Source organism: Virgibacillus chiguensis (genome assembly GCF_900129865.1).
In the GTDB taxonomy this organism is placed as follows: domain Bacteria; phylum Bacillota; class Bacilli; order Bacillales; family Amphibacillaceae; genus Virgibacillus; species Virgibacillus chiguensis.
Window position 1 is genome coordinate 121,553 of record NZ_FQXD01000003.1, and the last position, 22,912, is coordinate 144,464.

19 protein-coding genes, 2 pseudogenes and 1 riboswitch are annotated in these 22,912 nt (G+C 35.2%); of the genes and pseudogenes, 16 read left to right on the top strand and 5 right to left on the bottom strand.

Annotation, left to right across the window (positions count from 1 at the left end; translation table 11 throughout):
* Positions 1-41: 41 nt before the first annotated feature.
* From BUB45_RS04955 to BUB45_RS04970, 4 genes are all read right to left on the bottom strand, one after another.
* Positions 42-1,082 (bottom strand): enoyl-CoA hydratase/isomerase family protein, encoded by a 1,041-nt coding sequence (locus tag BUB45_RS04955; RefSeq protein WP_073005921.1) that lies wholly within the window; start codon positions 1,080-1,082, stop codon positions 42-44.
* Positions 1,083-1,103: 21 nt separating this feature from the next.
* Positions 1,104-1,889 carry an enoyl-CoA hydratase-related protein gene (locus BUB45_RS04960; protein ID WP_073005923.1) on the bottom strand — a complete coding sequence of 262 codons (786 nt, stop codon included), beginning with the start codon at positions 1,887-1,889 and terminating at the stop codon, positions 1,104-1,106.
* Positions 1,890-2,251: 362 nt separating this feature from the next.
* Positions 2,252-2,458, bottom strand: a complete 207-nt coding sequence (locus BUB45_RS04965) for a YkvS family protein (protein WP_073005924.1) — start codon at positions 2,456-2,458, stop codon at positions 2,252-2,254.
* Between the two features lie 37 nt (positions 2,459-2,495).
* A complete protein-coding gene (locus BUB45_RS04970; RefSeq protein WP_084723540.1) occupies positions 2,496-2,978 on the bottom strand; it encodes a MerR family transcriptional regulator in 483 nt (160 codons plus the stop codon).
* A gap of 792 nt (positions 2,979-3,770) precedes the next feature.
* Between BUB45_RS04970 and BUB45_RS04975 the strand changes: the two genes are divergently transcribed.
* The 6 genes and pseudogenes from BUB45_RS04975 to BUB45_RS05000 all read left to right on the top strand — a co-directional run bounded on the left by BUB45_RS04975 (position 3,771) and on the right by BUB45_RS05000 (position 10,814).
* Positions 3,771-4,685, top strand: coding sequence for a hydroxymethylglutaryl-CoA lyase (locus BUB45_RS04975; protein ID WP_073006210.1), 915 nt, complete (start codon positions 3,771-3,773; stop codon positions 4,683-4,685).
* 45 nt (positions 4,686-4,730) lie between these two features.
* Positions 4,731-5,116, top strand: a pseudogene (locus tag BUB45_RS04980) (RidA family protein).
* A gap of 398 nt (positions 5,117-5,514) precedes the next feature.
* Positions 5,515-7,149 carry a PTS transporter subunit IIBC gene (locus BUB45_RS04985; RefSeq protein WP_073005927.1) on the top strand — a complete coding sequence of 545 codons (1,635 nt, stop codon included), beginning with the start codon at positions 5,515-5,517 and terminating at the stop codon, positions 7,147-7,149.
* Positions 7,146-7,934 (top strand): endonuclease/exonuclease/phosphatase family protein, encoded by a 789-nt coding sequence (locus BUB45_RS04990; protein ID WP_073005929.1) that lies wholly within the window; start codon positions 7,146-7,148, stop codon positions 7,932-7,934. The genes BUB45_RS04985 and BUB45_RS04990 overlap by 4 nt, the downstream gene beginning before the upstream one ends.
* Positions 7,935-7,989: 55 nt before the next feature.
* On the top strand, positions 7,990-9,657 hold the full coding sequence (locus tag BUB45_RS04995) for a glycoside hydrolase family 13 protein (RefSeq protein WP_073005931.1): 1,668 nt from the start codon (positions 7,990-7,992) through the stop codon (positions 9,655-9,657).
* A gap of 611 nt (positions 9,658-10,268) precedes the next feature.
* Positions 10,269-10,814 carry a helix-turn-helix domain-containing protein gene (locus tag BUB45_RS05000; protein WP_280157340.1) on the top strand — a complete coding sequence of 182 codons (546 nt, stop codon included), beginning with the start codon at positions 10,269-10,271 and terminating at the stop codon, positions 10,812-10,814.
* Positions 10,815-11,213: 399 nt separating this feature from the next.
* On the opposite strand, the gene BUB45_RS05005 is transcribed toward BUB45_RS05000, so the two are convergent.
* Positions 11,214-11,762: a helix-turn-helix domain-containing protein gene (locus tag BUB45_RS05005; protein WP_073005935.1), complete on the bottom strand. Its 549-nt coding sequence runs from the start codon at positions 11,760-11,762 to the stop codon at positions 11,214-11,216.
* Positions 11,763-12,167: 405 nt separating this feature from the next.
* Between BUB45_RS05005 and pruA the strand changes: the two genes are divergently transcribed.
* The 10 genes and pseudogenes from pruA (at position 12,168) to BUB45_RS05060 (ending at position 22,691) form a co-directional block, all read left to right on the top strand.
* Complete coding sequence (gene pruA / locus BUB45_RS05010; RefSeq protein ID WP_073005937.1) at positions 12,168-13,715, top strand: L-glutamate gamma-semialdehyde dehydrogenase; 1,548 nt, start codon at positions 12,168-12,170, stop codon at positions 13,713-13,715.
* 264 nt (positions 13,716-13,979) lie between these two features.
* The gene (locus BUB45_RS05015; protein ID WP_073005939.1) at positions 13,980-14,897 is read left to right on the top strand and encodes a proline dehydrogenase family protein; all 918 of its coding nucleotides are present in this window, start codon (positions 13,980-13,982) and stop codon (positions 14,895-14,897) included.
* A 59-nt stretch (positions 14,898-14,956) separates the two neighbouring features.
* Positions 14,957-15,127, top strand: coding sequence for a hypothetical protein (locus BUB45_RS05020; RefSeq protein ID WP_181917331.1), 171 nt, complete (start codon positions 14,957-14,959; stop codon positions 15,125-15,127).
* Positions 15,128-15,708: 581 nt separating this feature from the next.
* Positions 15,709-16,899, top strand: a complete 1,191-nt coding sequence (locus BUB45_RS05030; protein ID WP_073005945.1) for an MFS transporter — start codon at positions 15,709-15,711, stop codon at positions 16,897-16,899.
* Between the two features lie 226 nt (positions 16,900-17,125).
* Positions 17,126-17,476, top strand: coding sequence for a hypothetical protein (locus tag BUB45_RS05035; protein WP_073005947.1), 351 nt, complete (start codon positions 17,126-17,128; stop codon positions 17,474-17,476).
* Between the two features lie 161 nt (positions 17,477-17,637).
* The gene (locus BUB45_RS05040) at positions 17,638-18,006 is read left to right on the top strand and encodes a VOC family protein (protein ID WP_073005948.1); all 369 of its coding nucleotides are present in this window, start codon (positions 17,638-17,640) and stop codon (positions 18,004-18,006) included.
* A gap of 79 nt (positions 18,007-18,085) precedes the next feature.
* A riboswitch (purine riboswitch) is annotated at positions 18,086-18,187 on the top strand.
* 285 nt (positions 18,188-18,472) lie between these two features.
* Positions 18,473-19,054 carry a xanthine phosphoribosyltransferase gene (locus BUB45_RS05045; RefSeq protein WP_073005950.1) on the top strand — a complete coding sequence of 194 codons (582 nt, stop codon included), beginning with the start codon at positions 18,473-18,475 and terminating at the stop codon, positions 19,052-19,054.
* A gap of 1 nt (position 19,055) precedes the next feature.
* Complete coding sequence (locus tag BUB45_RS05050; RefSeq protein WP_073005952.1) at positions 19,056-20,348, top strand: nucleobase:cation symporter-2 family protein; 1,293 nt, start codon at positions 19,056-19,058, stop codon at positions 20,346-20,348.
* A 255-nt stretch (positions 20,349-20,603) separates the two neighbouring features.
* A pseudogene (locus BUB45_RS05055) lies at positions 20,604-22,035 on the top strand (MDR family MFS transporter).
* 260 nt (positions 22,036-22,295) lie between these two features.
* Positions 22,296-22,691, top strand: coding sequence for a hypothetical protein (locus tag BUB45_RS05060; protein ID WP_073005954.1), 396 nt, complete (start codon positions 22,296-22,298; stop codon positions 22,689-22,691).
* Positions 22,692-22,912 lie beyond the last annotated feature (221 nt).

A 22,912-nucleotide genomic window follows, 5' to 3' on the forward strand; every position in this document is an offset into this window, starting at 1 on the left:
GAACATTTTAACCTATTGTTCGGCTGTTTTGACATCGTTTTTTACTGAAAAAATGATTCTACAACAGATTGAGAGACGTCGGATAATTGCTTGTATTGATAGATTGGTTGTTTATCTTTGTCAATGACGACGGAACGTACCCCTTCATAAAAATCATTTGTTTTCAAGAAATTTTTAGCAATAATTAGATCGGTTTCCAAACATTTTGCTAAAGTTTGGTTCTCTCCACGAATTAGCTGCTCTAAAGTAACTTTTAGAGAAATAGGTGATTTAGAGACAATCGTATTTTTTGTTTCTGTTGCAAATAGACTATCAGCTGACGCCAGAGAAGCAACAATTTTTTCTACTGTTTGATGCGCGAAATGATGGTTAATTTCCTCTTGATGCTGCGCCAAATTACTTTCAGATTTTAATTCAGTTTCGAAGCTTTTTATCAATTGAGTTAATTTTAGTTCTGTTTCTGTTTCATGCAGCCAATTTATATTATAAACTGCTTTGATTAGTGGTTCTATTTGCGATGTTGTTATATAATAATCAGCAGCATTAGCATATAGAATATCTGCACCTTTTATAATCTCCGACGTTAGTGCTAAATACCTTCCAACGTAGCCCGGAGCTTGATTAAGGAAGTATGCTGCACCGACATCTGGGAAAAAGCTAATGTTCATTTCAGGCATCGCCCATTTTGTTTTTTCTGTTATGATACGATGGCTAGCTCCGTAAGAGAGTCCAACGCCACCTCCCATGACAACACCATCGAGCAATGCGATTATTGGCTTTGGGAAATTAGCGATGAATTTATCCGTTGCGTATTCTATTTCAAAAAAATCCATTGCTTTTTCAAACGCTTCTTCGTTTTCTTTTGCCTGATATAATGTTTTTATATCTCCACCAGCACAAAACCCTTTTTGTCCTTCACCATTTAAAATAATTAATTGCACATCAGAATCATTTTCCCATTCTAGCAATCTCTCATAAATTGGCGAAAGCATACCTGATGTTAACGAATTAATTGCTTTTGGTCTATTTAATGTAATGGTTGCAATGCCATGTTCTTTTTTGGAAAATAAAACATCGCTCATCTTCCTATGACCTCCTATGTATTATTGGTGGCGAAAATCAGGTTTGCGTTTTTCGACAAAAGCCTGAACGCCTTCTTTAGCATCTTCTGTTAGAAATAACTCACCAAAGATTTCCTTTTCTCTCTGCAATCCATCCGAAAAAGATTTCTGTGCCCCCTGAACGACGCTTTCAACAGCTCTTGTAATACTTTGCATACTATTTCCTTCTATAAAAGAACGGGCAATTGTCTTCGCAGTTGACATTAGCTCGTCACTAGAAACTTTTGCTTGAACAATACCTAACTCTAGTGCTTTATCGCCGTCTATATGTTTTCCGGTAAGAATTAATTCTAACGCAGTAGCTACGCTAGTGATTCGTGAAAGACGTTGTGTCCCGCCGAATGATGGGACAAGTCCAAGTTTTACTTCAGGTAAGCCAATTGTTGCTTTTTCAGATGCGATTCGGAAGTGGCAGCCCATTGCTACTTCTAAACCTCCGCCAAGTGCTGGTCCATTTATTGCTGCAATTACCGGCTTTGTCATAAATTCCAATTCATTGCATAAATCCTGTCCCGCTTTAGACATATCCATTCCTTTTTGATAATTTCCCATTGCTGGTACAAACTCTTTAATATTAGCCCCAGCAGCAAAAAATTTGCCTGCTCCAGTTAAAATAATAGCATGTACATTGGAATCGTCTTGAAATTGTTTTAACATGGTGCGTAATTCTGTAATCATTGCTGAGGATAGGGCGTTAGCTGGTGGTGAATCTAAGGTCAAGATAGCGATATTTTCTTCATAAATTACTGTAACGTGATTAAATTCCATAGTAAGTTCCTCCTTCAGTTCATCAACAGTCCTGTTTTTTTATTAAAGCAAATCCTATGCCAAAGCTTACAAAGTGTATAAAAATAGAGAAGAATGTAGCTAATATAGTTAATTGATAGGCTTTACATGATGCGTTCCTTTTTTAAACATAGGATAAGCAAACAAAAAATCATGTATAACTGTCTACACAATTATACATGATTTAAAAGCAATTCTACAAATTACGATTCAACTTGCGATCGGTAAGGTGTCTGCATTCTAACGTCAATTAAGTACATACATTATGCCACATTTTATCACGAACATAGATGTTATAAGGTCCTTCATTTTAGACATTGAACGGGAAAAGAAAACGATACATGTTATCCAATAACACGGTAATTTTTATGAGCTACAACAGTAGTAGAATAACCGTTGTTTAACTCAGCTAAATTCTGTGCTTTTGAAATATCGACAATGATACTTTGTTTACAGCTTGAAGGTAGTACTTTTCCTTGTAAAAGTACATCCTCTCTTTTAAATTCGATAATATCACCTGGCTTAGCTGTTTTTGTATCAGGTTTAAACATAGTTTTTCCTCCTTTTAAACAGAATTAATGGAAAAGGTCATTGAATTTGTTTGCTATGGAGTAGCTCTATTTGTTTTTTTAATGTGTTTAATTCTCGTGTTTGTTCTTTATACTTGTGTTCTAACGCATGAAATGATTCGGTAAGTTGATTCATGTTCGTTACAGTCAAACCAATGGTTTGCATCATACAACGAATCGTTTCTTTGTCTTCTGTCTGATAAACAGTTGATGCTGATTTATTTTCTATGCTTGTGAATTCAGATAGTAATAAATTTTCAATTTCCGTAAAACTATACTGCGCTTGTTTACATTGTTTAATGTATTTTAGAACATCAATTGCTTCAGGAAGATAGTAATTTTCATCCTCTTCCTGTGCTTTAGGTACATACATGGCAAATTGTTTTATCCATGTTGCCAGAATGGATGGTGGAACACCTACAATATGTGCTAATCCTTGAAGGCTAAGTAATTCCACTACTGTCACCACTTTCTTGTTTGTCCAAACAATTATTTCATACAATTATGTTATTTGAACAAGGCTTATTGGAAATCTAGCTTACCCTTGTCAAAAATTATGAACTTTACGATCTATTTTAATGGATGGAGACGGTAGTATTATGTGAAAAATGTGGAATAAATAAGTAATTTTCTTTGGAATGCGATTAGAAAAAGGTAACCGTTGTCATTGTTATAGGTTTGTTTTGGATGAATTTTTTGACTGAGACACCGTGTGTTAACGCTGCTGCTCATTATTGAGAGTAAAAGTAAAGCATTGAAAATGTAAGAGGAATAACGGTGTGTTTTACCCTATAGAAGTGTATAAGATTTTTTTGTTTATAGTATAAGGAAAACAAAATCTTTCTAACAAGGTTTTTCATGTTGAGTTTGCATGTATCAAGTCGTTATTACACCTTCTTGACATAAGCTAATTCCTCTAAAAACTTGAAGTAATTTTATCATGAAAATATATTTCTGAAAAGAAGAAAAGTGAATGTATGAATTTTTACGAATAGTATACGTTGCGACATGTCTTTAAAAGTTAGATCATAAAACGGGTTGACGATACCTGAATTTTTGTAATATACTTTATTCAACAATGTTGAATAAAAATAAACATACTCGAATACATGTGAATTTTATACTAGAAAATAACAACATCGTCGTCATCTCATATTATGGATTGAAAGCGCATTCTAACTTAGCTTCGTATGTACCTATTGATTAATTCCAAAGTACACAGGAGTGAATCATTGTTTTGGATGCTATTGGAAGTTGTTTAGCAAAGCACGGATTTTATGAGAGGGGGAGAAAAGTGAATTATCCTAACTATATTCGGCTTAAAGAAGTAGGGCCAAGAGATGGGTTACAAAATGAGGAAGCGTTTATTGAAACGGACGATAAGGTTAAATGGATCAATATGCTGTCTGAGTCTGGGGTTGGCGAGATCGAATATTCTTCATTTGTTCATCCAAAATGGATCCCACAGCTGAGGGATGCTCAAGAAGTAGGGAGAAAAATAAAACGAAATAAGAACGTCTTTTATTCTGCACTTGTGCCAAATTTAAAAGGTTTAGAGCATGCATTAGAAGTCGGGATTGATGGAGCATCCATATTCATGTCAGTAAGTGAAACACATAATAAAAAAAATATTAATAAATCTATTTCAGAAACATATCCAGTATTGCGTAAAGTAATTAAAGAAGCAAAGCAAGCCAATAAATATGTGACTGGTTATGTGTCAACGGTTTTCGATTGTCCTTATGAAGGTAAAGTGGACCCTGAACAAGTTATTCGTGTATGTAATCAGCTAATGGAAGATGGTGTAGATGCCATTTCATTAGGAGATACAATTGGAACAGCAGTCCCTTCACAAGTTGAAGCCCTCTTGGAACGGATGTTGACTGAGTTTAGCTCGGAGCAGTTAATCATGCATTTTCATGATACAAGAGGGATGGCGATAGCAAATATTTTAACGTCTCTACGATATGGAATCACTCGTTTTGATAGTTCTGTAGGAGGTTTAGGCGGTTGTCCTTACGCAAGAGGTGCGGCAGGAAATGTGGCAACAAATGATGTACTTTATTTGTTACACGGTCTAGGTATAAAAACAGGCATTAAAGAAGATAAAATGCAACAAGCGGCTTTATTTATTCAAGATAAAATTGGCAAGAAATTACCAAGTAAAACAGTAGCTTCACAAGCAAACGATTATAAAAAGACAGTATAAAGCTTTTTCTAACGAAACGGTATGATATTACTAGGAGTGATTGTTTTGAAAATAGCTAGAAATCCAAAAAATGTTCATCTCCTGTAGCGCCCTATGTGCATCAAATCGAAATTTCAAACCCAATGAGGTGGTTAACTATTTCTGGACAAGGTATGTGTGTAGATGGAAATGTTCCAGAAAGTGCATTAGAGCAAATGGGATTGGCGTTTCAAAATATAGAAAATAATTTAGTTGCAGCTAATATGGAAATAAAAGATATTACGAAATTGGTATTTTATCTAGTAGAAAATATAGATACAGAAGCTCGAAAAAAAGTGACTCATGATTTTCTTGGTGATCATTTGCCGTGTACTACGATGGTGTATGTAGTAGCTTTAGCAGCTCCACGATGTAAAGTTGAAATAGATGCTATGACGTGCAAAGAAGAGTAACTTTCATAGGAAACTAGAAGTTAAGAGCTTTAATATGATATATTTCTATGTTTTGTTCCACAATAGAAAATACACATGTTAGTATAACAAAATGAAGGCTTTCGTCATAAAGATTTGGCGACTAGCCTTCTTTTTCTATGTCGCACTGCAAATTAGTAAAAAAGTAATCTATTTGGTATTGACCGATTTTAATTTATCTTATATGATGTTAATGTACTAAGCGCAATCGTTTGCGCAACATTTGTGCTGAATTGTTATTGGAGCATTCATTATTTTGTTTTAAATACATTGGATGTTGTAGTATATACAAAATATTATCTTGGGGTGTAAAAGAAAACGGTTGTAGAAAACGATTGCACCTTTTAGGTTTTTTATTACAATAGAGAAAGGAAGACAGCATGAAGAATGTAATTTCATTTGATTTTTGGCAGAAATTAGGAAAGGTTTTACTCGTTGTAGTGGCTGTGATGCCTGCAGCTGGTATCATGATTTCTTTAGGAAAAGTTTTAGGCATGTCTGGGGATATTTATTTTTTCCTTACAGTTGGACGAGTAATGGAAGATATAGGTTGGGCAATTATAAATAATTTACATATATTATTTGCAGTTGCTATCGGTGGTGCTTGGGCAAAAGAAAGAGCTGGTGGAGCTTTTGCTGCACTCCTCGCCTTTATTTTAATTAACCGAATTACAGGTGCTGTTTTTGGTGTAACAAATGACATGTTTACCGATGCAAAAGCTACCGTTCATTCTTTATTTGGAAGCGACCTCATAGTAGATAATTACTTTACAACCATATTAGGTGCCCCAGCGTTAAATATGGGAGTATTTATTGGTATTATTTCCGGGTTTGTCGGAGCGATCATTTATAACAACTATTATAATTACAGCAAATTACCACAAGCATTATCTTTTTTTAATGGGAAAAGGTTCGTCCCGTTTGTAGTGATTATTTGGTCTGTTATCATCGCACTTGTTATGTCAGTTGTATGGCCTTTTATTCAAGGGTTAATTAATGATTTCGGAGTCTGGTTAGCAAATTCAAAAGATGCTGCACCATTCTTAGCTCCTTTTACGATGGGAATGCTTGAACGATTATTGCTTCCGTTTGGCCTACATCATATGTTAACTGTTCCAATTAATTATACGGAATTAGGTGGCACCTATACCGTTTTAACAGGTGCAACAGCAGGTGAAATCGTAGCTGGACAAGATCCACTATGGTTAGCTTGGATATCTGACTTAGTAAATTTAAAAGCTAATGGTGATACAACAGCTTATCATCAATTAATGCAAGATGTAACACCGGCAAGGTTTAAAATGGGACAAATGATTTTATCCACCGCTGTGTTAATGGGTGCTGCTTTAGCAATGTATCGTAATGTGGATAAAGACAAACGTGTAAAATATAAATCGATGTTCTTTTCAGCAGGTATAGCTGTGTTTATTACTGGTGTAACAGAGCCACTTGAATTTATGTTTATGTTTGCAGCTCCCTTACTTTACTTTGTTTACGCTATCGTAGCAGGGTTGAGCTTTGCTATCGTGGATTTGATTGATTTACGCTTACATTCATTTGGCTTAGTTGAATTTTTTACCAGGTTACCAATGGCTATAAATGCAGGGCTTTTAGGAGATGTTATCAACTTTGTACTCACCTGTATTGTGTTCTTCGTATGTAGTTACTTTCTGTTTTACTTGTTCATTAAAAAAATGAATTTAGCAACACCAGGCCGCGCTGGTAATTATTCAGATGATGAAGTGGAAAAAGGCGGATCCTTTCAAGGAGATGAAGAGGTAGTCGCTATTGTAAACATGTTAGGTGGGAAAGAAAACATTGATGAGGTAGATGCATGTATGACCAGATTACGTGTGTCGTTGAAAGATGTAGAACAAGTAGCGTCAGAAGCAGATTGGAAAAAAACAGGCGCTATGGGATTAGTAGTTAGAGGGACAGGTATTCAAGCAATATATGGCCCGAAAGCAGATGTATTGAAATCGAAAGTGATTGATTATTTGGAGGATAGATCGTGAGGCTATTAACGTTAAATTGCCATTCTTGGCTAGAAGATTCGCAACTAGATAAGCTCTCTATTCTAGCAGAAACAATTCATCATCTATCCTATGACGTTATTGCGTTGCAGGAAGTAAATCAAACCATTACAGCAAAAAAAGTGAGTAAGAACATGAGAGCAGATAACTTTATTTTATTGCTGCAAAAAGAATTGCAAGCATTAGGGTCAACGTATGCATTCATTTGGGACTATGCACATATTGCTTATGATCGATTTGAAGAAGGAGTCGCTTTATTAACAAAGCATAAGGTAGTTAATGGACAATCATTCTTTGTGAGTGAAAGTGAAGATACCTCTTATTGGAAGGCTCGAAAAGTGGTTGGTATGACAATAGATATAAACGGAAAAGAAGTGGACTTTTATTCCTGTCATATGGGCTGGTGGAACGATAGCGTAGAACCTTTTAAAAGGCAAATCGATCGACTAGTCAAGTCCGTCCCTAAGGATCGGCTTCATTTCTTAGTAGGTGACTTTAACAATGAAGCATCATTAGAGAATGAAGGGTATGATTATGTTCAACATGTAGGGTATTATGACACTTATCAGTTAGCGAAAGAAAAAGATGCAGGCATTACAGTATGTGGTGATATTGCTGGTTGGCAAGATAGTCATACGAATAAACGAATTGATTATATTTTTTCTTCTGCGAAGGTTGAAGTTATTCGTTCGCAAGTGATTTTTAATGGAATGAATTTGCCCATTATTTCTGATCATTTTGGCGTAGATGTCACCATCAGCATATAAAGGGAATTTAATTATGAAGTAGAAATGTAGAAAAGGTAAGAAGGAGAAGACAGCGATGAAAAGAATTTGGTGGAAAGAAGCAACTGCTTATCAAGTTTATCCACGTAGCTTTATGGATTCAAATGGGGATGGCATTGGCGATATACCCGGTGTCATTCAAAGGCTCGATTATTTAAAGGACTTGGGAATGGACGTCATTTGGCTAAGCCCTGTTTACCAATCACCTAACGATGATAACGGGTATGATATTAGTGATTATCAAGCAATCATGGCTGAGTTTGGAACGATGGAAGATTTTGATCTATTATTAGCTGAAGTTCATCAACGTGGAATGAAATTAATTATGGACTTAGTGATTAACCATACATCTGATGAGCATCCGTGGTTTATTGAATCAAGATCATCAACGGATAATCCATACCGAGATTATTATATTTGGCATGAAGGAAAAAATGGGAAAAAGCCAAATAATTGGGCTTCTATTTTTGGCGGTTCTGCATGGGAATATGATGAACAAACAAAAGCCTATTATTTACATGTTTTTTCTAAAAAGCAACCGGATTTAAATTGGGAAAATCCTACTGTACGTAAAAGTTTATATGATATGGTGAACTGGTGGTTAGATAAAGGTATTGATGGCTTTCGTGTAGATGCTATTTCACATATAAAAAAAGCGCCTGGTTTTCCTGATCTCCCAAATCCAGATAATAAAAAATATGTACCTTCTTTTGCAGGTCACATGAACCAACCTGGTATTCATAATTTTTTAGAAGAATTGAAAAAGGAGACCTTTTCAAACTATGATATTATGACTGTTGGTGAAGCAAATGGGGTTACCATCGATGACGCTCACTTATGGGTTGGTGAAGAACAAGGTAAATTTAATATGGTGTTTCAATTCGAACATCTGGACTTGTGGGGGAAAAGTGTTACAGGTGGCTTAGATGTGCACGCTTTAAAACAAACATTGACAAAATGGCAAAAAGGTTTAGAGGGGAATGGTTGGAATGCTTTATTTTTAGAAAATCATGATCAGCCCCGCTCCGTATCGACGTGGGGTGATGATGGAGTTTACTGGCAAGAATCGGCAAAGTGTCTTGCCACACTTTATTTTTTAATGCAAGGAACGCCTTTTATATACCAAGGTCAAGAAATTGGTATGACTAATGTTCAATTTGATTCTATTGACGATTATAATGATGTATCGATTAAAAATATGTATGCGGAAGAACTGGAAAATGGAAAAAGTCATGAGGAAATCATGGAAATTATTTGGAAAAATGGTCGTGATAACTCGAGAACCCCAATGCAATGGAATAATCAAGCCAACGCTGGCTTTACAACGGGGACGCCGTGGTTGAAGGTAAATTCAAATTATAAACAAATTAATGTGGAACAGCAACAAATAGACGTTAATTCGATCTACCATTATTATCGTAAAATGATTCAAATAAGAAAAGAAAATGATGTATTCATCTACGGACGTTATGATCTTATTTTGGAGGATCATGACCAAGTCTATGCCTATACGAGAACGTTGGATAATCAACAAATGCTTGTATTAACGAATCTATTTGCTGAGAAAACCACCTTTAAATTACCAAAAACGATTACATCTAAAGAAGGAAAACTGCTTTTAGCCAATTATAAAGCTGACGCGTCTAACTCGTTGGAACAGATAACTTTAAAACCGTATGAAGCTAGAGTGTATGAATTAATTTAAGTACGCTAAAAGAAAGTTAAGTGGCCGCAGGTAATTTAGCGGATCACTTAACCTTCTTTTTTTGTGCTGTAGAATAGCTAAGATTTTTGATAATATCCTGCTTTTTTGTGGAGTCTGAGCTTGGGCACATGGAAAGTATAGTGTTTTTCCGCAGTTGTCACTACCTACATTACGACGCTTGTGCTTTTTATAAAACAATTATTGTATGAACGCCAGTAAAAGTGTTTAGAATAGAGTGAAAAATATAGTGTTTATAATTAGTTGAGAAAAACTAGACACATACAAATATTTGACGACAATTTTCTTCTATTCTATGATTAAATATATTTATGTATCATTTATGCCAATAGAAAAGTTACAACAAGACGCTTGCAAAATTTGAAAGAATGCGGGCTGAACAAATCTTATTCGAGACGATAGCACCTATATACCTAGTTTGTTCACAGGTCTTAGGTGTTTTAGGGCTTATACATAACCCAAGCTCTTTTAAGACTACGAACAATAAGTGGGAGATAAAAGAACATTTTTAAATAATTGAAATCCACTAATAAAAAATTTGAGAAAAGAAATGTTATACATGGAAGGAGCGAGCTGCTATAAATCTGAATAACATTGGAGCAAAAGTAAAGCAAATGCGTTTACGCGCGAAGAAAACGCAACAACAGGTCGCAGATGAATGTGGTATATCCAAAAGTTTACTGTCGAAAATAGAAAACGGACAGACAGCTTCAGCAATTGCTACTTTATCTAAAATAAGTGAAGCGTTAAACGTGCCACTATCATGGCTTTTAGATGACCAAGAAGATCGTGATCTCGTCTTACTTCCTTCTAATAAACGGCAATTTAAAGTTGGGGACGACAATATGGGGTATTCCTATGAATTGTTGGCGAACCGATCTCCATTCACAGGCGTTGAACCGACAATTGTATATGTTACGCCGAGGGATATGAATGTAAGGGAAGAGTCTTATACTCACTCTCAAGATGAATTCATCTATGTATTGGAAGGTGCGATTCATTTGCGTTATGAAGGTAGAAAACATTATATGGAACAAGGGGATAGCGCTTATTTTAAAGGGGATAAACCTCATTTATTTATTCCAGTCAATAATGAACCTGCACGTGTACTAACTATTTTTATTGATAACCAATTGTAAATCCAGTCAAACTTCCATCCGTGGCGTTTTTCTACTATAGGAAGGTTTATAGTTATAAGGAAACTTGCTTTCGCTATAAATATTTGGCGATAACAACAAGTTTTCTTAACCTTCCTCGGACAGTTTGAACTGGATATTTTAGGCAGTAGGATCCGTTTGTACGAAGGTTCTAAGTAGTAAAAGCAATAGCCGAAAAAAGTAGGAAGCCACCATTTACTTCGCCTCCTAGTAGTGAAGGTATTATCCCTGCGTGAAAGTGGATGATAGCAGAACATAGTGTAAATAAAGCAACGCTCCTATCAATTCCCCGACGCTCTCCGTTTTTTACACGATAGGAAAGTTAAACGAAGACTTTCTCCATAAAAATTTCTCGATATGCCGCCGATTTTTTCCATAGAATTAATCGTTTGTCGAAATGCATAAAAATTTTATCGGTTTATCTGTCTTATTAAACCAATAATGTGGTTTAGAAGAGTCAAGAAATACACAATCATATGGCTGTAAAACATTCACACAATTATTTACTTCAATGGTTAAGGTGCCTTCTAGGACAAATAAAAATTCATGCCCCTTATGAGAAAAGTTATTACCACGATTTGCACCAGGATCGAGAATAATTAAATTTGGAATAAACGCGGGATCTTTCATGCCTCCTGATAAACTTTTATAAATAAATCTATTTTCTGTCAAGTTTGCTGTGTCTACCGTATTTCTAGTAATTGTAGAACGCGAGTCATCATCTGTTTCTGAGAAAAAATAGCTCGGGTTTACATCAAGTGATTCTGAAATTCTTTTAAGTGACTCTAAAGTAGCAGAGGTTTTTCCGTGCTCTAATTGTGATAAGAAGCTAATTGATAGCCCGGTTTGCTCAGAGATGTTTTTTAACGTTAATTTTTTTCTCTTTCGCAGCTCGTTTATTCTTTTTCCTATATGTGTTGTCAGTTGCATCGTTTGCCCTCCTCCACACCATTTCTTATAAGATATACCTTTTAACTTTAGAGAATAAAAGCGTTTTTATACCAATGAAAGGTATATGTGAACACGCTATTTATAAAATGAGCTTTCTTCTCTAAGAATCGGTTGACGAAAAAGATGAAACTATCTTATAATTTAGTTAACCATAATTTAAGTAATACTTAAATAGTTTCGCGTTAAATTGTGTGAAAATTACTATCGTTTGCAATTTAGTATGTGTTCAAATGCAGTTATGGGAAGCTGACTTGTAGTAAAACTTAGTAATTCATTGCTGAAGGGGGATGCGGCGCTTAATAATAGTTAAATTATGGTTGAACAAATTGCAACATTTGAAAACGCTTCCTGTAGAGTGGCGAAAATATTGAAGGAGGTTTTTGTATGGTAGTAGCTTACAAACATGAACCATTTACAGATTTTACAGTTGAAGAAAATAGGCAGAAAATGGTAAAAGCCTTGGAAAAAGTTGAACAAGATCTTGGAAAAGAATATCCGTTAATTATTGGTGGAGAGAGAATTACGACAGAAGAAAAAATTATCTCTCTAAATCCTGCAAATAAAGATGAAGTTGTTGGTTATGTTTCCAAAGCAAATCAAGCGTTAGCAGAAAAAGCAATGCAAACAGCAGATGAAACATTCGCATCATGGCGTAAATCAGATCCAAAGTTTCGCGCTGATTTGTTATTTCGTGCAGCTGCCATTATTCGTCGCAGAAAGCACGAATTTACTGCACACTTAGTGAAAGAAGGTGGCAAACCTTGGAAGGAAGCAGATGCTGATACCGCGGAAGCGATTGACTTTTTGGAATACTATGGAAGGCAAATGCTTACATTAAAAGACGGTATTAAAATAAATAGTCGTCCTATTGAACATAATCAATTTCACTACATCCCACTCGGTGTTGGTGTTGTTATCTCACCTTGGAACTTCTTATTTGCCATTATGGCAGGTACAACTGCTGCTGCTATGGTAACTGGGAATACAGTGTTGCTAAAACCGGCTAGTGCTACACCTGTAATCGCTTATAAATTTATGGAAGTGCTCGAAGAAGCGGGTCTTCCAGCTGGTGTGATCAATTTTATTCCTGGGTCAGGCAAAGACGTTGGGGATTATTTAGTGGATCATCCGCGAACACGTTTTGTAAGCTTTACAGGCTCTCGTGAAGTTGGGACACGTATTTTTGAACGAGCTGCTGTGGTACATGAAGGTCAAAAGTGGCTGAAGCGAACAATTATTGAAATGGGTGGAAAAGATACCATCGTCGTCGACCGTGAAGCTGATTTAGAATTGGCCGCCCAGTCCATTGTTCAATCTGCTTTTGGTTTCTCTGGACAAAAATGTTCTGCTTGTTCTCGGGCTGTTATTCATGAGGACGTGTATGAAGATGTGAAAACCCGTGTTGTAGAGTTAACAGAGGCGTTAACGGTAGGTGATCCAGTAGACTCTGCAAATTATATGGGGCCGGTTATTGACCAAGCCGCATATGATAAAATAATGGGGTATATTGATATTGGTAAGCAGGAAGGAGAGTTAATCGCCGGTGGTGAAGGTGATGATAGCAAAGGTTGGTTTATAAAGCCAACCGTATTCGCCGATGTGGATTCGAAAGGTCGGATTATGCAAGAAGAGATATTTGGCCCTGTTGTTGGCCTTACGAAGGCTAAAGATTTTACGGAAGCAATTGAAATTGCAAATAATACCGAGTATGGTCTGACTGGCGCTGTTATTACAAACAATCGTGCTCATCTTGAACAAGCGAGAGAAGATTTTCATGTTGGAAACCTTTACTTTAATCGTGGCTGCACAGCAGCAATTGTAGGTTATCAGCCATTCGGTGGATTTAATATGTCTGGAACGGATTCCAAAGCAGGAGGACCAGACTACTTGATACATCATATGCAAGGTAAAACAACTTCAGAAATGTTTTAGTTCTTAAAGTAAATAGGGCATTCTTGCTAAAATGAATAGTCACATCTCCCTCTGTTTATGCATAAAAACAGAGGGAGATAGTTTAACTACAAACAGAATAAGGCAATTGACTTGACGCTATCTCGTTATTAGAAAACGCCAGTCTCAATGGCGAAAAGTGCTGTCGTTTTTCTTATACGATAAATCCTAAAATTTTATACTTCCCTATATACAATATAAAATGATAGCAACCAAAGCTTAGAGAAAGTCGGGAGGGGAAAGTTCATGGAACAAATAATGCGAAATTTCTTTTTGTTTCTATCTAATAATAAAACTTTAACAAAAGTAGCAAAAAAATATGGCTTTCGTTTTGGAGCTTCACGTTTTGTCGCAGGGGTAAATATTCAAGAAGCTGCACAAAAAATAAAGGCTTTAAATGAAAAAGGTTTTGTTGTCACTGTAGACCACCTAGGGGAGTTTATAGATAGTGAATCAGAGGCTAAACAGTCTGCGGAGGAATGTGTCAAAGCAATTGAAGTAATTGCTAAAGAAGGCTTACAATCCGAATTATCTTTAAAGCTTACTTCACTTGGGTTAGATATATCTCATGAGCTTGTGATGGATAATATGCACAAAATATTACAAGCAGGTAAAGAAAATGATGTTATTGTTACGATAGATATGGAAGACTATGCACGATTAGAGAAAACGTTACATATTTTTACGAGTCTTAAACAGGAGTATGATAATGTAGGAACTGTATTGCAAGCCTATTTATACCGAGTAGAAGAAGATTTAGAAGCATTAAATCCATATAACCCATACTTGCGATTAGTAAAGGGGGCATATAAGGAATCAGAAAAAGTTGCTTTTCCTAATAAATCAGATGTAGATAAGAATTATAAAAAAATTATTAAGCAGAACTTGTTAAATGGTAATTACACGGCAGTAGCTACTCATGATGATGAGATCATTACTTATACAAAAGAACTGGAACAAACATATCAAATTTCCAAAGAGCAGTTTGAGTTTCAAATGCTTTATGGAATTCGACTTGAGCTTCAGAAACAATTACTAAAAGAAGGGTACAAAGTACGTGTATACATGCCTTATGGCGATGATTGGTTCGGCTATAATATGCGAAGACTAGCTGAAAGGCCTGCTAATGTTGCTTTCGTATTAAAAGGAATTTTTAAGAAATAAGCGGAAAAGAATCCTATATGTTAATTTTATCGAAAAAAGAAATACGAGAAAATTATTTCATGCTCGATGCAATAAAAGATTTGAAGCAAGGGTTACAAGCAAAAAATAATGCAATGATTAAAAATCCGCATCGGACAGTTATACATATTCCAACGTTCAATGGCTCCGATTTATATATGCCAAGTGCGGATGTATCGTCAGATATTGCTTCTGTTAAAGAAATTATTTGATATAATCGTATATTAGAAAAAACTTTCGCATTTAAGGATAAATTAATCGAATGGGGAGTAAATAAATCCATCCTAGTAGTACAAACTGCCAAATCTGTCATGAAATCTGCTAATATTGTTAACTGTAGCACGAGATCTACTACCTGTCTGGAACATCTTCTACAGTACGACATTCTCTTTCCAAATTTCTGATGGTTTTTGCATAAATGATCTTCTTTTTAATTGGAAAGTGTATTCATTTACAAAAAAACTTTTTACACTATCGTTACCAAGACCGTTCAAAGGGAAGCCCTCTTTTCTGTGAATTTTGTGTGCTAACTTTATTCTACAAAAGGAGCATCCCTTTTTTCTATGAACATGTTTAGTTGGAATTTCTATTGGCATTTATGATCGCCTAAGTTAATTAATAAAAAAATATTTTTTATAAATCACCACCTAAATTTTTCCCCTCAATTTATAACATATAATAAACGAAGTATAGATTTAATTCATTTTTATTTATATTTTTGAGAATAGAAAGATTATATAATGTTATACAAATATATATATTTGTAATAGAATATCATCAGGAGGGGTGAAAAATGTGGAGAAATAAAAACTTCACTATGTTATTTAGTGGCCAAATCATTTCATTTACAGGGATTGCTTTATTTTCAACCTCCTTGCCTTTTCTAATTATCTACTTGGATGGTCAAGCAAGTGACATCAGTGCAACTCAAAGTATGTTTATTATACCTCAACTCTTTCTTCTTCTTTTTGGTGGCATGCTCGTAGATCAACTCCCTAAAAAATTTCTGATTGTAGTCATTAACATAATGAGGGGTCTTGCCCTTTTACTTATTACCTATCTAATATTAAGTGGAAATATACTCATTTGGCATATTTACTTACTTAGCTTTTTCTTGGGAGCATTGAACACTTTATATCGACCAACATTAAAAGCGATTTTGCCGAGTATTGTTGATAGACAACATCTAGTTAAAGCGAATTCCTATAGATCGATGGCACAACAAGTACTGGAAATGGTGGGACCTGTTTTAGCCGCCTATTTAATTGCGACTTTTGGCATATTTATAGCCTTTGGAATGAATGGTTTATCATTTTTGCTTGCCGCCTTTACCTTTGTATTAATTTCATTAGAAAAAAAACCACAATCAGAATTTAAAAAAACAATGTTCCTACAATTTAAGGAAGGATTTCAAATCTTATTTAAACATAAGTGGTTAGGTTTAAGTATCTTGATTGGTTCCATAGTTAACATAGGTGTCGCTTCATTTGATGTTATCATCCTTCCAATTTATGCAAATGAATATTTCAATGGAATTGAAAGTTTTGGTTGGTTTTTAAGTAGTATGGCGCTAGGGGCATTTTTAGGGGCATGGTTAATTAGTAAACAATCAGAAGTTTCCAAGAGCTTTAAAAAATACTATATATTTATGTTTAGTTTGGGACTATTAATATTGTTTTTGTCATTTTCAAATTATTTTCTAATGTCTTTAATAATTATGTTTGGTATAGGTTTTTCCATTACATCTTTTGTAATTATATGGGATAGTACCGTTCAAGAATTAATTGAAGAAGAATATCTCGGTCGTGTAACAAGTCTGCAAATGTTTGGTGGTCTTTTATTTTTACCAATCGGTTACTACATTTTTGGATTTTTAATAGAGTACATAAATATTCAGTTTGCGACTATTTTAAGTGGTTTAATTATTATGTCGGCATCTCTTGTAGGGATATTAAATGATAAGTTTAACCGTGCAAAACATTGAGAAAAAATATCTTAAGTAAATATCGTTTTTAATAATTAACTGGCATTAGTGAAGCTGGTTAATTTAATAAAAATTGAAAGTGTTAATTTTGAGTTGAGCTGAAAGGACGGAAGTTGCTCTAAGCATTTGGGATTAGTTGGTATTAGCAATTCTCTTAAAGGATGCAAAGAATGATAATACCCGTTGAATGGTATCCTTAATTAAAAGCTTCATCAGGTGTTTACTGGTGAAGATATTCACACATAGTAACGGGGTAGGTTCCTTTCTTCCTACAATGAGAGAGGTAGATGTAAAAACAATTAAAAGAGCTGATCAAATCGTAGTAGACGATTTGGATAGTGCAAAAGAAGAAGCGGGAGAACTGATTTATGCTGTTAGTCAAAGTAATTGGGATTTTTCCAAGGTGTTTGCGGAATTAAATGAACGGATTCGACAGGAGCATATTATTCGCGGATCTGATGAGGCAATCACTTTTTTTAAATCCGTCGGTACGGCTTACTTTGACTTAGCTGTAGCAAGGGGGATTTATGCGAAAGCTCTTTCGATTGGCTTCGGAAAAACAGTTGATTTTGCTTGAATCGTACGTTGAAAAGAAGTGGAGTTCTCTTTTTTTTCGGAAAGTAACTCTTAATAGCATTAAAAACAAACATCATAATTAGTCATTATATCATGTGATAGTAAAACGGTATTAGCAAGCGATGTCATTTCCCCTTATACTAAAAACAGGGAGGGGATAAGATGGCATTTTATTATGAAAAATTGGATCATGTTCAATTAACAGCACCAAAAGATGAGGAACAAACAGCAAAGGCAATTTACGTTCATGTTCTAGGATTTAAAGAAATGAATAAACCAGAGAATTTACAAAAAAATGGCGGAATTTGGCTTCAATCAGGTGATGTTCACATACATATTTGTGTGGAAGAACCATTTGTGCCAGCAAGAAAAGCACATCCTGCTATTTACGTAAAACATTTAGATGAGCTAAAACAATATTTACAAGACCACGATGTAGCTTATTTGGAAGACGAGCGATGGCCAAATTATAAACGCTTCTACGTTAGTGATCCATTCGGAAATCGGCTAGAATTTTTGGAGAAAAGTTAGAAAAAATATCAGAAAAATAGTAATGTTAGTTTTATTTATTTGCGGGTTGTTTATTCACGGTGACGTGCTATACTAATTACATTCAAATAAATACGATTTTCATATAATAGCAGGGATAAGGCTTGCGAGTTTCTACCGGTTTACCGTAAATAAACCGACTATGAAAATAACTGATATAGATTGTATTTTACACTGTAAGAAAAGTGTTCGCATTTCGCCATCACGTGAAGTTTTCTTATGCAAAATACGATCGTTTCTCTTTTAACTCGAAAATCAGTTTCCGTTCATAGTTAGGTTGACGGAAGCGGATTTTCGAGTTTTTTCATAATCGGAAAATATGCAGATTTACCGTATAGCACTCCTTTCCTAATTGGACTTATTTAACTGCATAAAAGCTTCATTGAAGTCCACCTTTTAAAAATGAAAATCTTGTATGCATATTGACATGGAAAGGAAGTTTATCATCATGGAGCGTTTAAAACAGACTATTTTAGCAGAAGGAAAAGTATTATCCAACACGGTTTTAAAGGTGGATGCTTTTTTAAATCATCAAATTGACCCTGCCTTAATGGAGGAGATTGGAAAAGAATTTGCTGATCGATTTGCAGCTGCTGGGATAACGAAAATATTGACTTTGGAATCTTCAGGAATTGCTCCTGCCGTGATGGCGGGTTTAGTTTTAAAGGTACCTGTTGTGTTTGCAAGAAAACGTAAATCTCTAACATTAACGGATCATCTTTATTCTGCACAAGTCCATTCTTTCACCAAGCAAGAAACAAATGAAATTTCAATTTCGCAAACGTTTATAACTCAGGACGATACAGTTCTCATTATTGATGATTTCTTAGCTAATGGACAAGCCGTATTTGGTTTGATTGATATTTTAAAGCAAGCTAAAGCAACGATTGCTGGGATAGGTATTGTAATTGAAAAAAGTTTTCAAGATGGTGGAAAATCCATTCGTAACGCTGGTTATCGAGTAGAGTCCCTTGCCAGAATAGCACATTTATCAGACGGAAATGTCACCTTTTTAGAGGAGGAAAACTAACATGAAGAATGCTGCTTTAGGGCTACAACATTTATTAGCAATGTATGCAGGGGCTATTTTAGTACCACTTATTGTAGGTGATGCACTTGGCTTAACGTCAGCTCAACTAACGTATCTTGTTGCTATTGATATTTTAATGTGTGGTGTAGCGACTATATTACAGGTTTTACGAAACCGATTCTTTGGAATTGGCTTACCTGTCGTTTTGGGCTGTACTTTTACTGCGGTAGGTCCGATGATAGCAATTGGCTCTAGTTATGGAGTGACTGCTATATATGGAGCTATTCTTGTATCTGGGCTTTTTGTCATTGCTGTAAGTGGGATATTTGGTAAGTTGGTGAAACTCTTTCCTCCAGTGGTGACAGGTTCTGTTGTAACAATTATTGGTATTACGCTTATACCTGTAGCTATTAATAATATGGGGGGCGGGCAAGGAGCAAGTGACTTTGGCTCATTAGTAAACATAAGTTTATCCTTTGGGACGCTATTATTTATTATTATATTATATCGATTTGCTAAAGGATTTATGAAATCTATTGCTATTTTAGTAGGTTTAATTATCGGAACATTAGCGGCTGGGATGATGGGGTTAGTTGATTTTCAAGCTGTTCGAGAAGCTTCCTATCTTCATTTACCGCACCCCTTTTATTTTGGTACACCAACATTTGAATGGTCTGCTATTTTAACGATGACCTTAGTAGCTATCGTTTCGTTAGTAGAATCTACAGGTGTATATTTTGCCTTGGGAGATATAACAGATCGAAAACTCAAAGGGAAGGACTTGGCAAACGGTTACCGGGCGGAAGGATTAGCTATTTTAATGGGAGGCTTTTTTAACGCCTTTCCATACACCGCTTTTTCTCAAAATGTCGGTTTGATGCAAATGACTGGTGTGAAAAAGAAAAGCATTATCGTTATTACTGGTGTCATGCTTATAACGCTTGGTTTCATTCCTAAGATTGCCGCTTTAACGACAATTATTCCAACTCCTGTATTAGGTGGTGCGATGATTGCTATGTTTGGTATGGTAATTTCTCAAGGAATTAAAATGCTCGGTCCTGTCATTATGAAATCATCGGAAAATGCGATGATTGTGGCATGTTCTGTAGGAATGGGGCTAGGTGTAACTGTGGTACCTGAATTGTTTGCCAAATTTCCCGAAAGCATTCAAATATTAACAAGTAATGGCATCGTGGCAGGAAGTGTTACAGCTATAGTACTAAACATCTTATTCCATATGTTGCCGCAAAGAAAAACCAATGAGCATATTAGTTTGCGTGAGCAAGAAGTATAAAGAGATAGATGCCACAACATATGAAGTACCGTATTTATTCTCCCTTCAAAACCTGATTAGAAAAAAAGCGAAGGGAGTGAATAACGGTATTTTGATCTCCACTCTGTTCCGCTTTTCTTCGTTGAAGCACCTTTCCTATAACTCTATTGCGTGAAATTTTACTTTATTTATTATCCAATAGACTTATGATAGAATAAGAGATACTTTTCTATATAAGTCGTATTTGGTTGTTTTCAAAGAGAAAGGGGGAATAGGATGGTACGTCAATCCGTAAAAGAAGTAGAGAATATGAATAAATTACCGATCGTTATCGTGCTGATTACTGGAGCTTTTTTAGCCATTTTAAATCAGACATTACTTACCACAGCTATACCTCCTATTATGCAAGACTTACATTTAACGGAAAATACCGCCCAATGGGTAACGACGATTTTTATGCTCGTAAACGGCATTATGATACCTATTACTGCTTTTTTAATTGAAACCTTTACTACAAGACAATTATTTATTACAGCTATGGGAACATTTTCTGTTGGTACATTTATTTGCGCCATATCACCAAGCTTTTTTCTATTAATGACGGGAAGAGTTATTCAAGCTGCTGGTGCTGGAGTTATGATGCCACTGATGATGGCCATCTTCTTATTTATGTTTCCAATTGAAAAAAGAGGAACTGCCATGGGAATGGTTGGGCTTGTAATTGGTTTTGCCCCTGCTTTAGGACCATCTATTTCTGGTTGGTTAGTTGAGCATTTCGATTGGAGGTCTATTTTTTATGTCGTTTTACCTTTAGCTATTATGAACGTTATCATTGCGTATTTTGTGATGAAGAATATAACAAAACGTACCTATCCAAAAGTTGATATCTTATCCATAGTATATTCAACCCTCGGTTTTGGAGGAATACTTTACGGATTCAGTAGTGCTGGTAATAGTGGGTGGATCGATCAATCGGTGCTTGTGTCGTTAGCTATCGGAGTAATTACTTTAGCACTATTTATTACACGTCAATTTAAGCTAAGAGAGCCAATTTTAGAATTTCGAGTATTTAAAAACAAAATATTTACCATTACGATGATCATTGGAATGATTTGGCTTAATTTCTGCAGAAACCATTCTGCCAATCTATATGCAAAATATGGCGGGATTTACGCCATTTGAATCTGGTTTAATGATTTTGCCAGGCGCACTACTTATGGGAATTATGTCGCCGATCAATGGAAGAATTTTTGACCGATTTGGTGCTAGATATTTAGTCATCATTGGGCTATTCTTATTAACGATTACGTCATTATTGTATACCAATCTGTCTGTAGATACGTCATTTACTTATTTAACTATCGTCTTTGCAGTTCGAATGTTTGGTATATCCATGATTATGATGCCTTCTACGACGGCGGGGTTAAATCAATTATCCTATCGTTTAATTCCACATGGCTCAGCAATGACGAATACAATGCGCCAAGTTGCCGCATCCATTGGAACAGCTTTATTAATTACAATTATGACTGTGACGGCTTTGAGTACTGGTAAAGTAGTAACTGTTACAGGACAAATACATGGGGTGAACATGGCGTTTTATGTTGCAACAGCAATTTCCTTCCTTGGTCTTATCTTAGCTTTCTTCGTAAAAGACAAGACGTCCAAAAAAATAAAAGAAAAAGTTTTAGAACAACAGGAAGCTTGAGTATGGCTAATGTTGTGGAAATAACTTATATTAAAAGTAATTGCAAGTATCTTTAAAAATATCTACGCGGAATCATATAGGGGCTTCATATGAATAGTTATTTTAGTACAAGTTTCTTTTAGAGGAACTTAGCTTATCATCGAGTACCATGACGAAAAACACTGTCACTTAACGTATACGACAGCTTTCTTTATGCTTACTTACCATATAAAAAAGGTTGTAAAGGAAGTAAGTGAGGTACATGCTTAAAGAGGTGATATATGTTGAATTTGTTGTCTGCAACACTAGTCTTTATGTATGTTATTTTTATTGTTGCTACGTTTTTGCTTGCAATTATTCATAATTTTCGCGATCAATGGATTCCTTTTGCCTATGCATCGATTGTTTTAGCTATTGCTTCACCGTTAGTAGCTTTTCTATTTATAAATGGAAAACCAACAAACACGAATGGGTTCATGTATGTTTTTAAACAAATATTGGCTATTAATTTAAATGCTTTTATTATTGTGCTGCTCCATCTCTACTTACTGTTTTCATTAGGTTTATTTTTAAAAGATAACGTAGGAAAAAAATTGTCTGTTTACTTTCATACTTGGATAAATCACATAAGAACAAGAACGTATGTTCGTAAAGATAGAAACAAAGAGAACACTTAAGTTATGGACGTTACATGAGGTATAAAAAGAACTTTTTTAAATAAGTTGGCGTGATGTTCACGGCACAATTTTTTTATTTGAGCTCGTTTTCCATTAGAAAAACTTGACTTGTTGACCAGCTTTTAAACTGTTATACTCTATTGCGATTGAGGATGCCACCACATGCAGTATACTGCCAAAAAAGATGATGTGGTCATGTCGTTTATGACCACATCATCAAA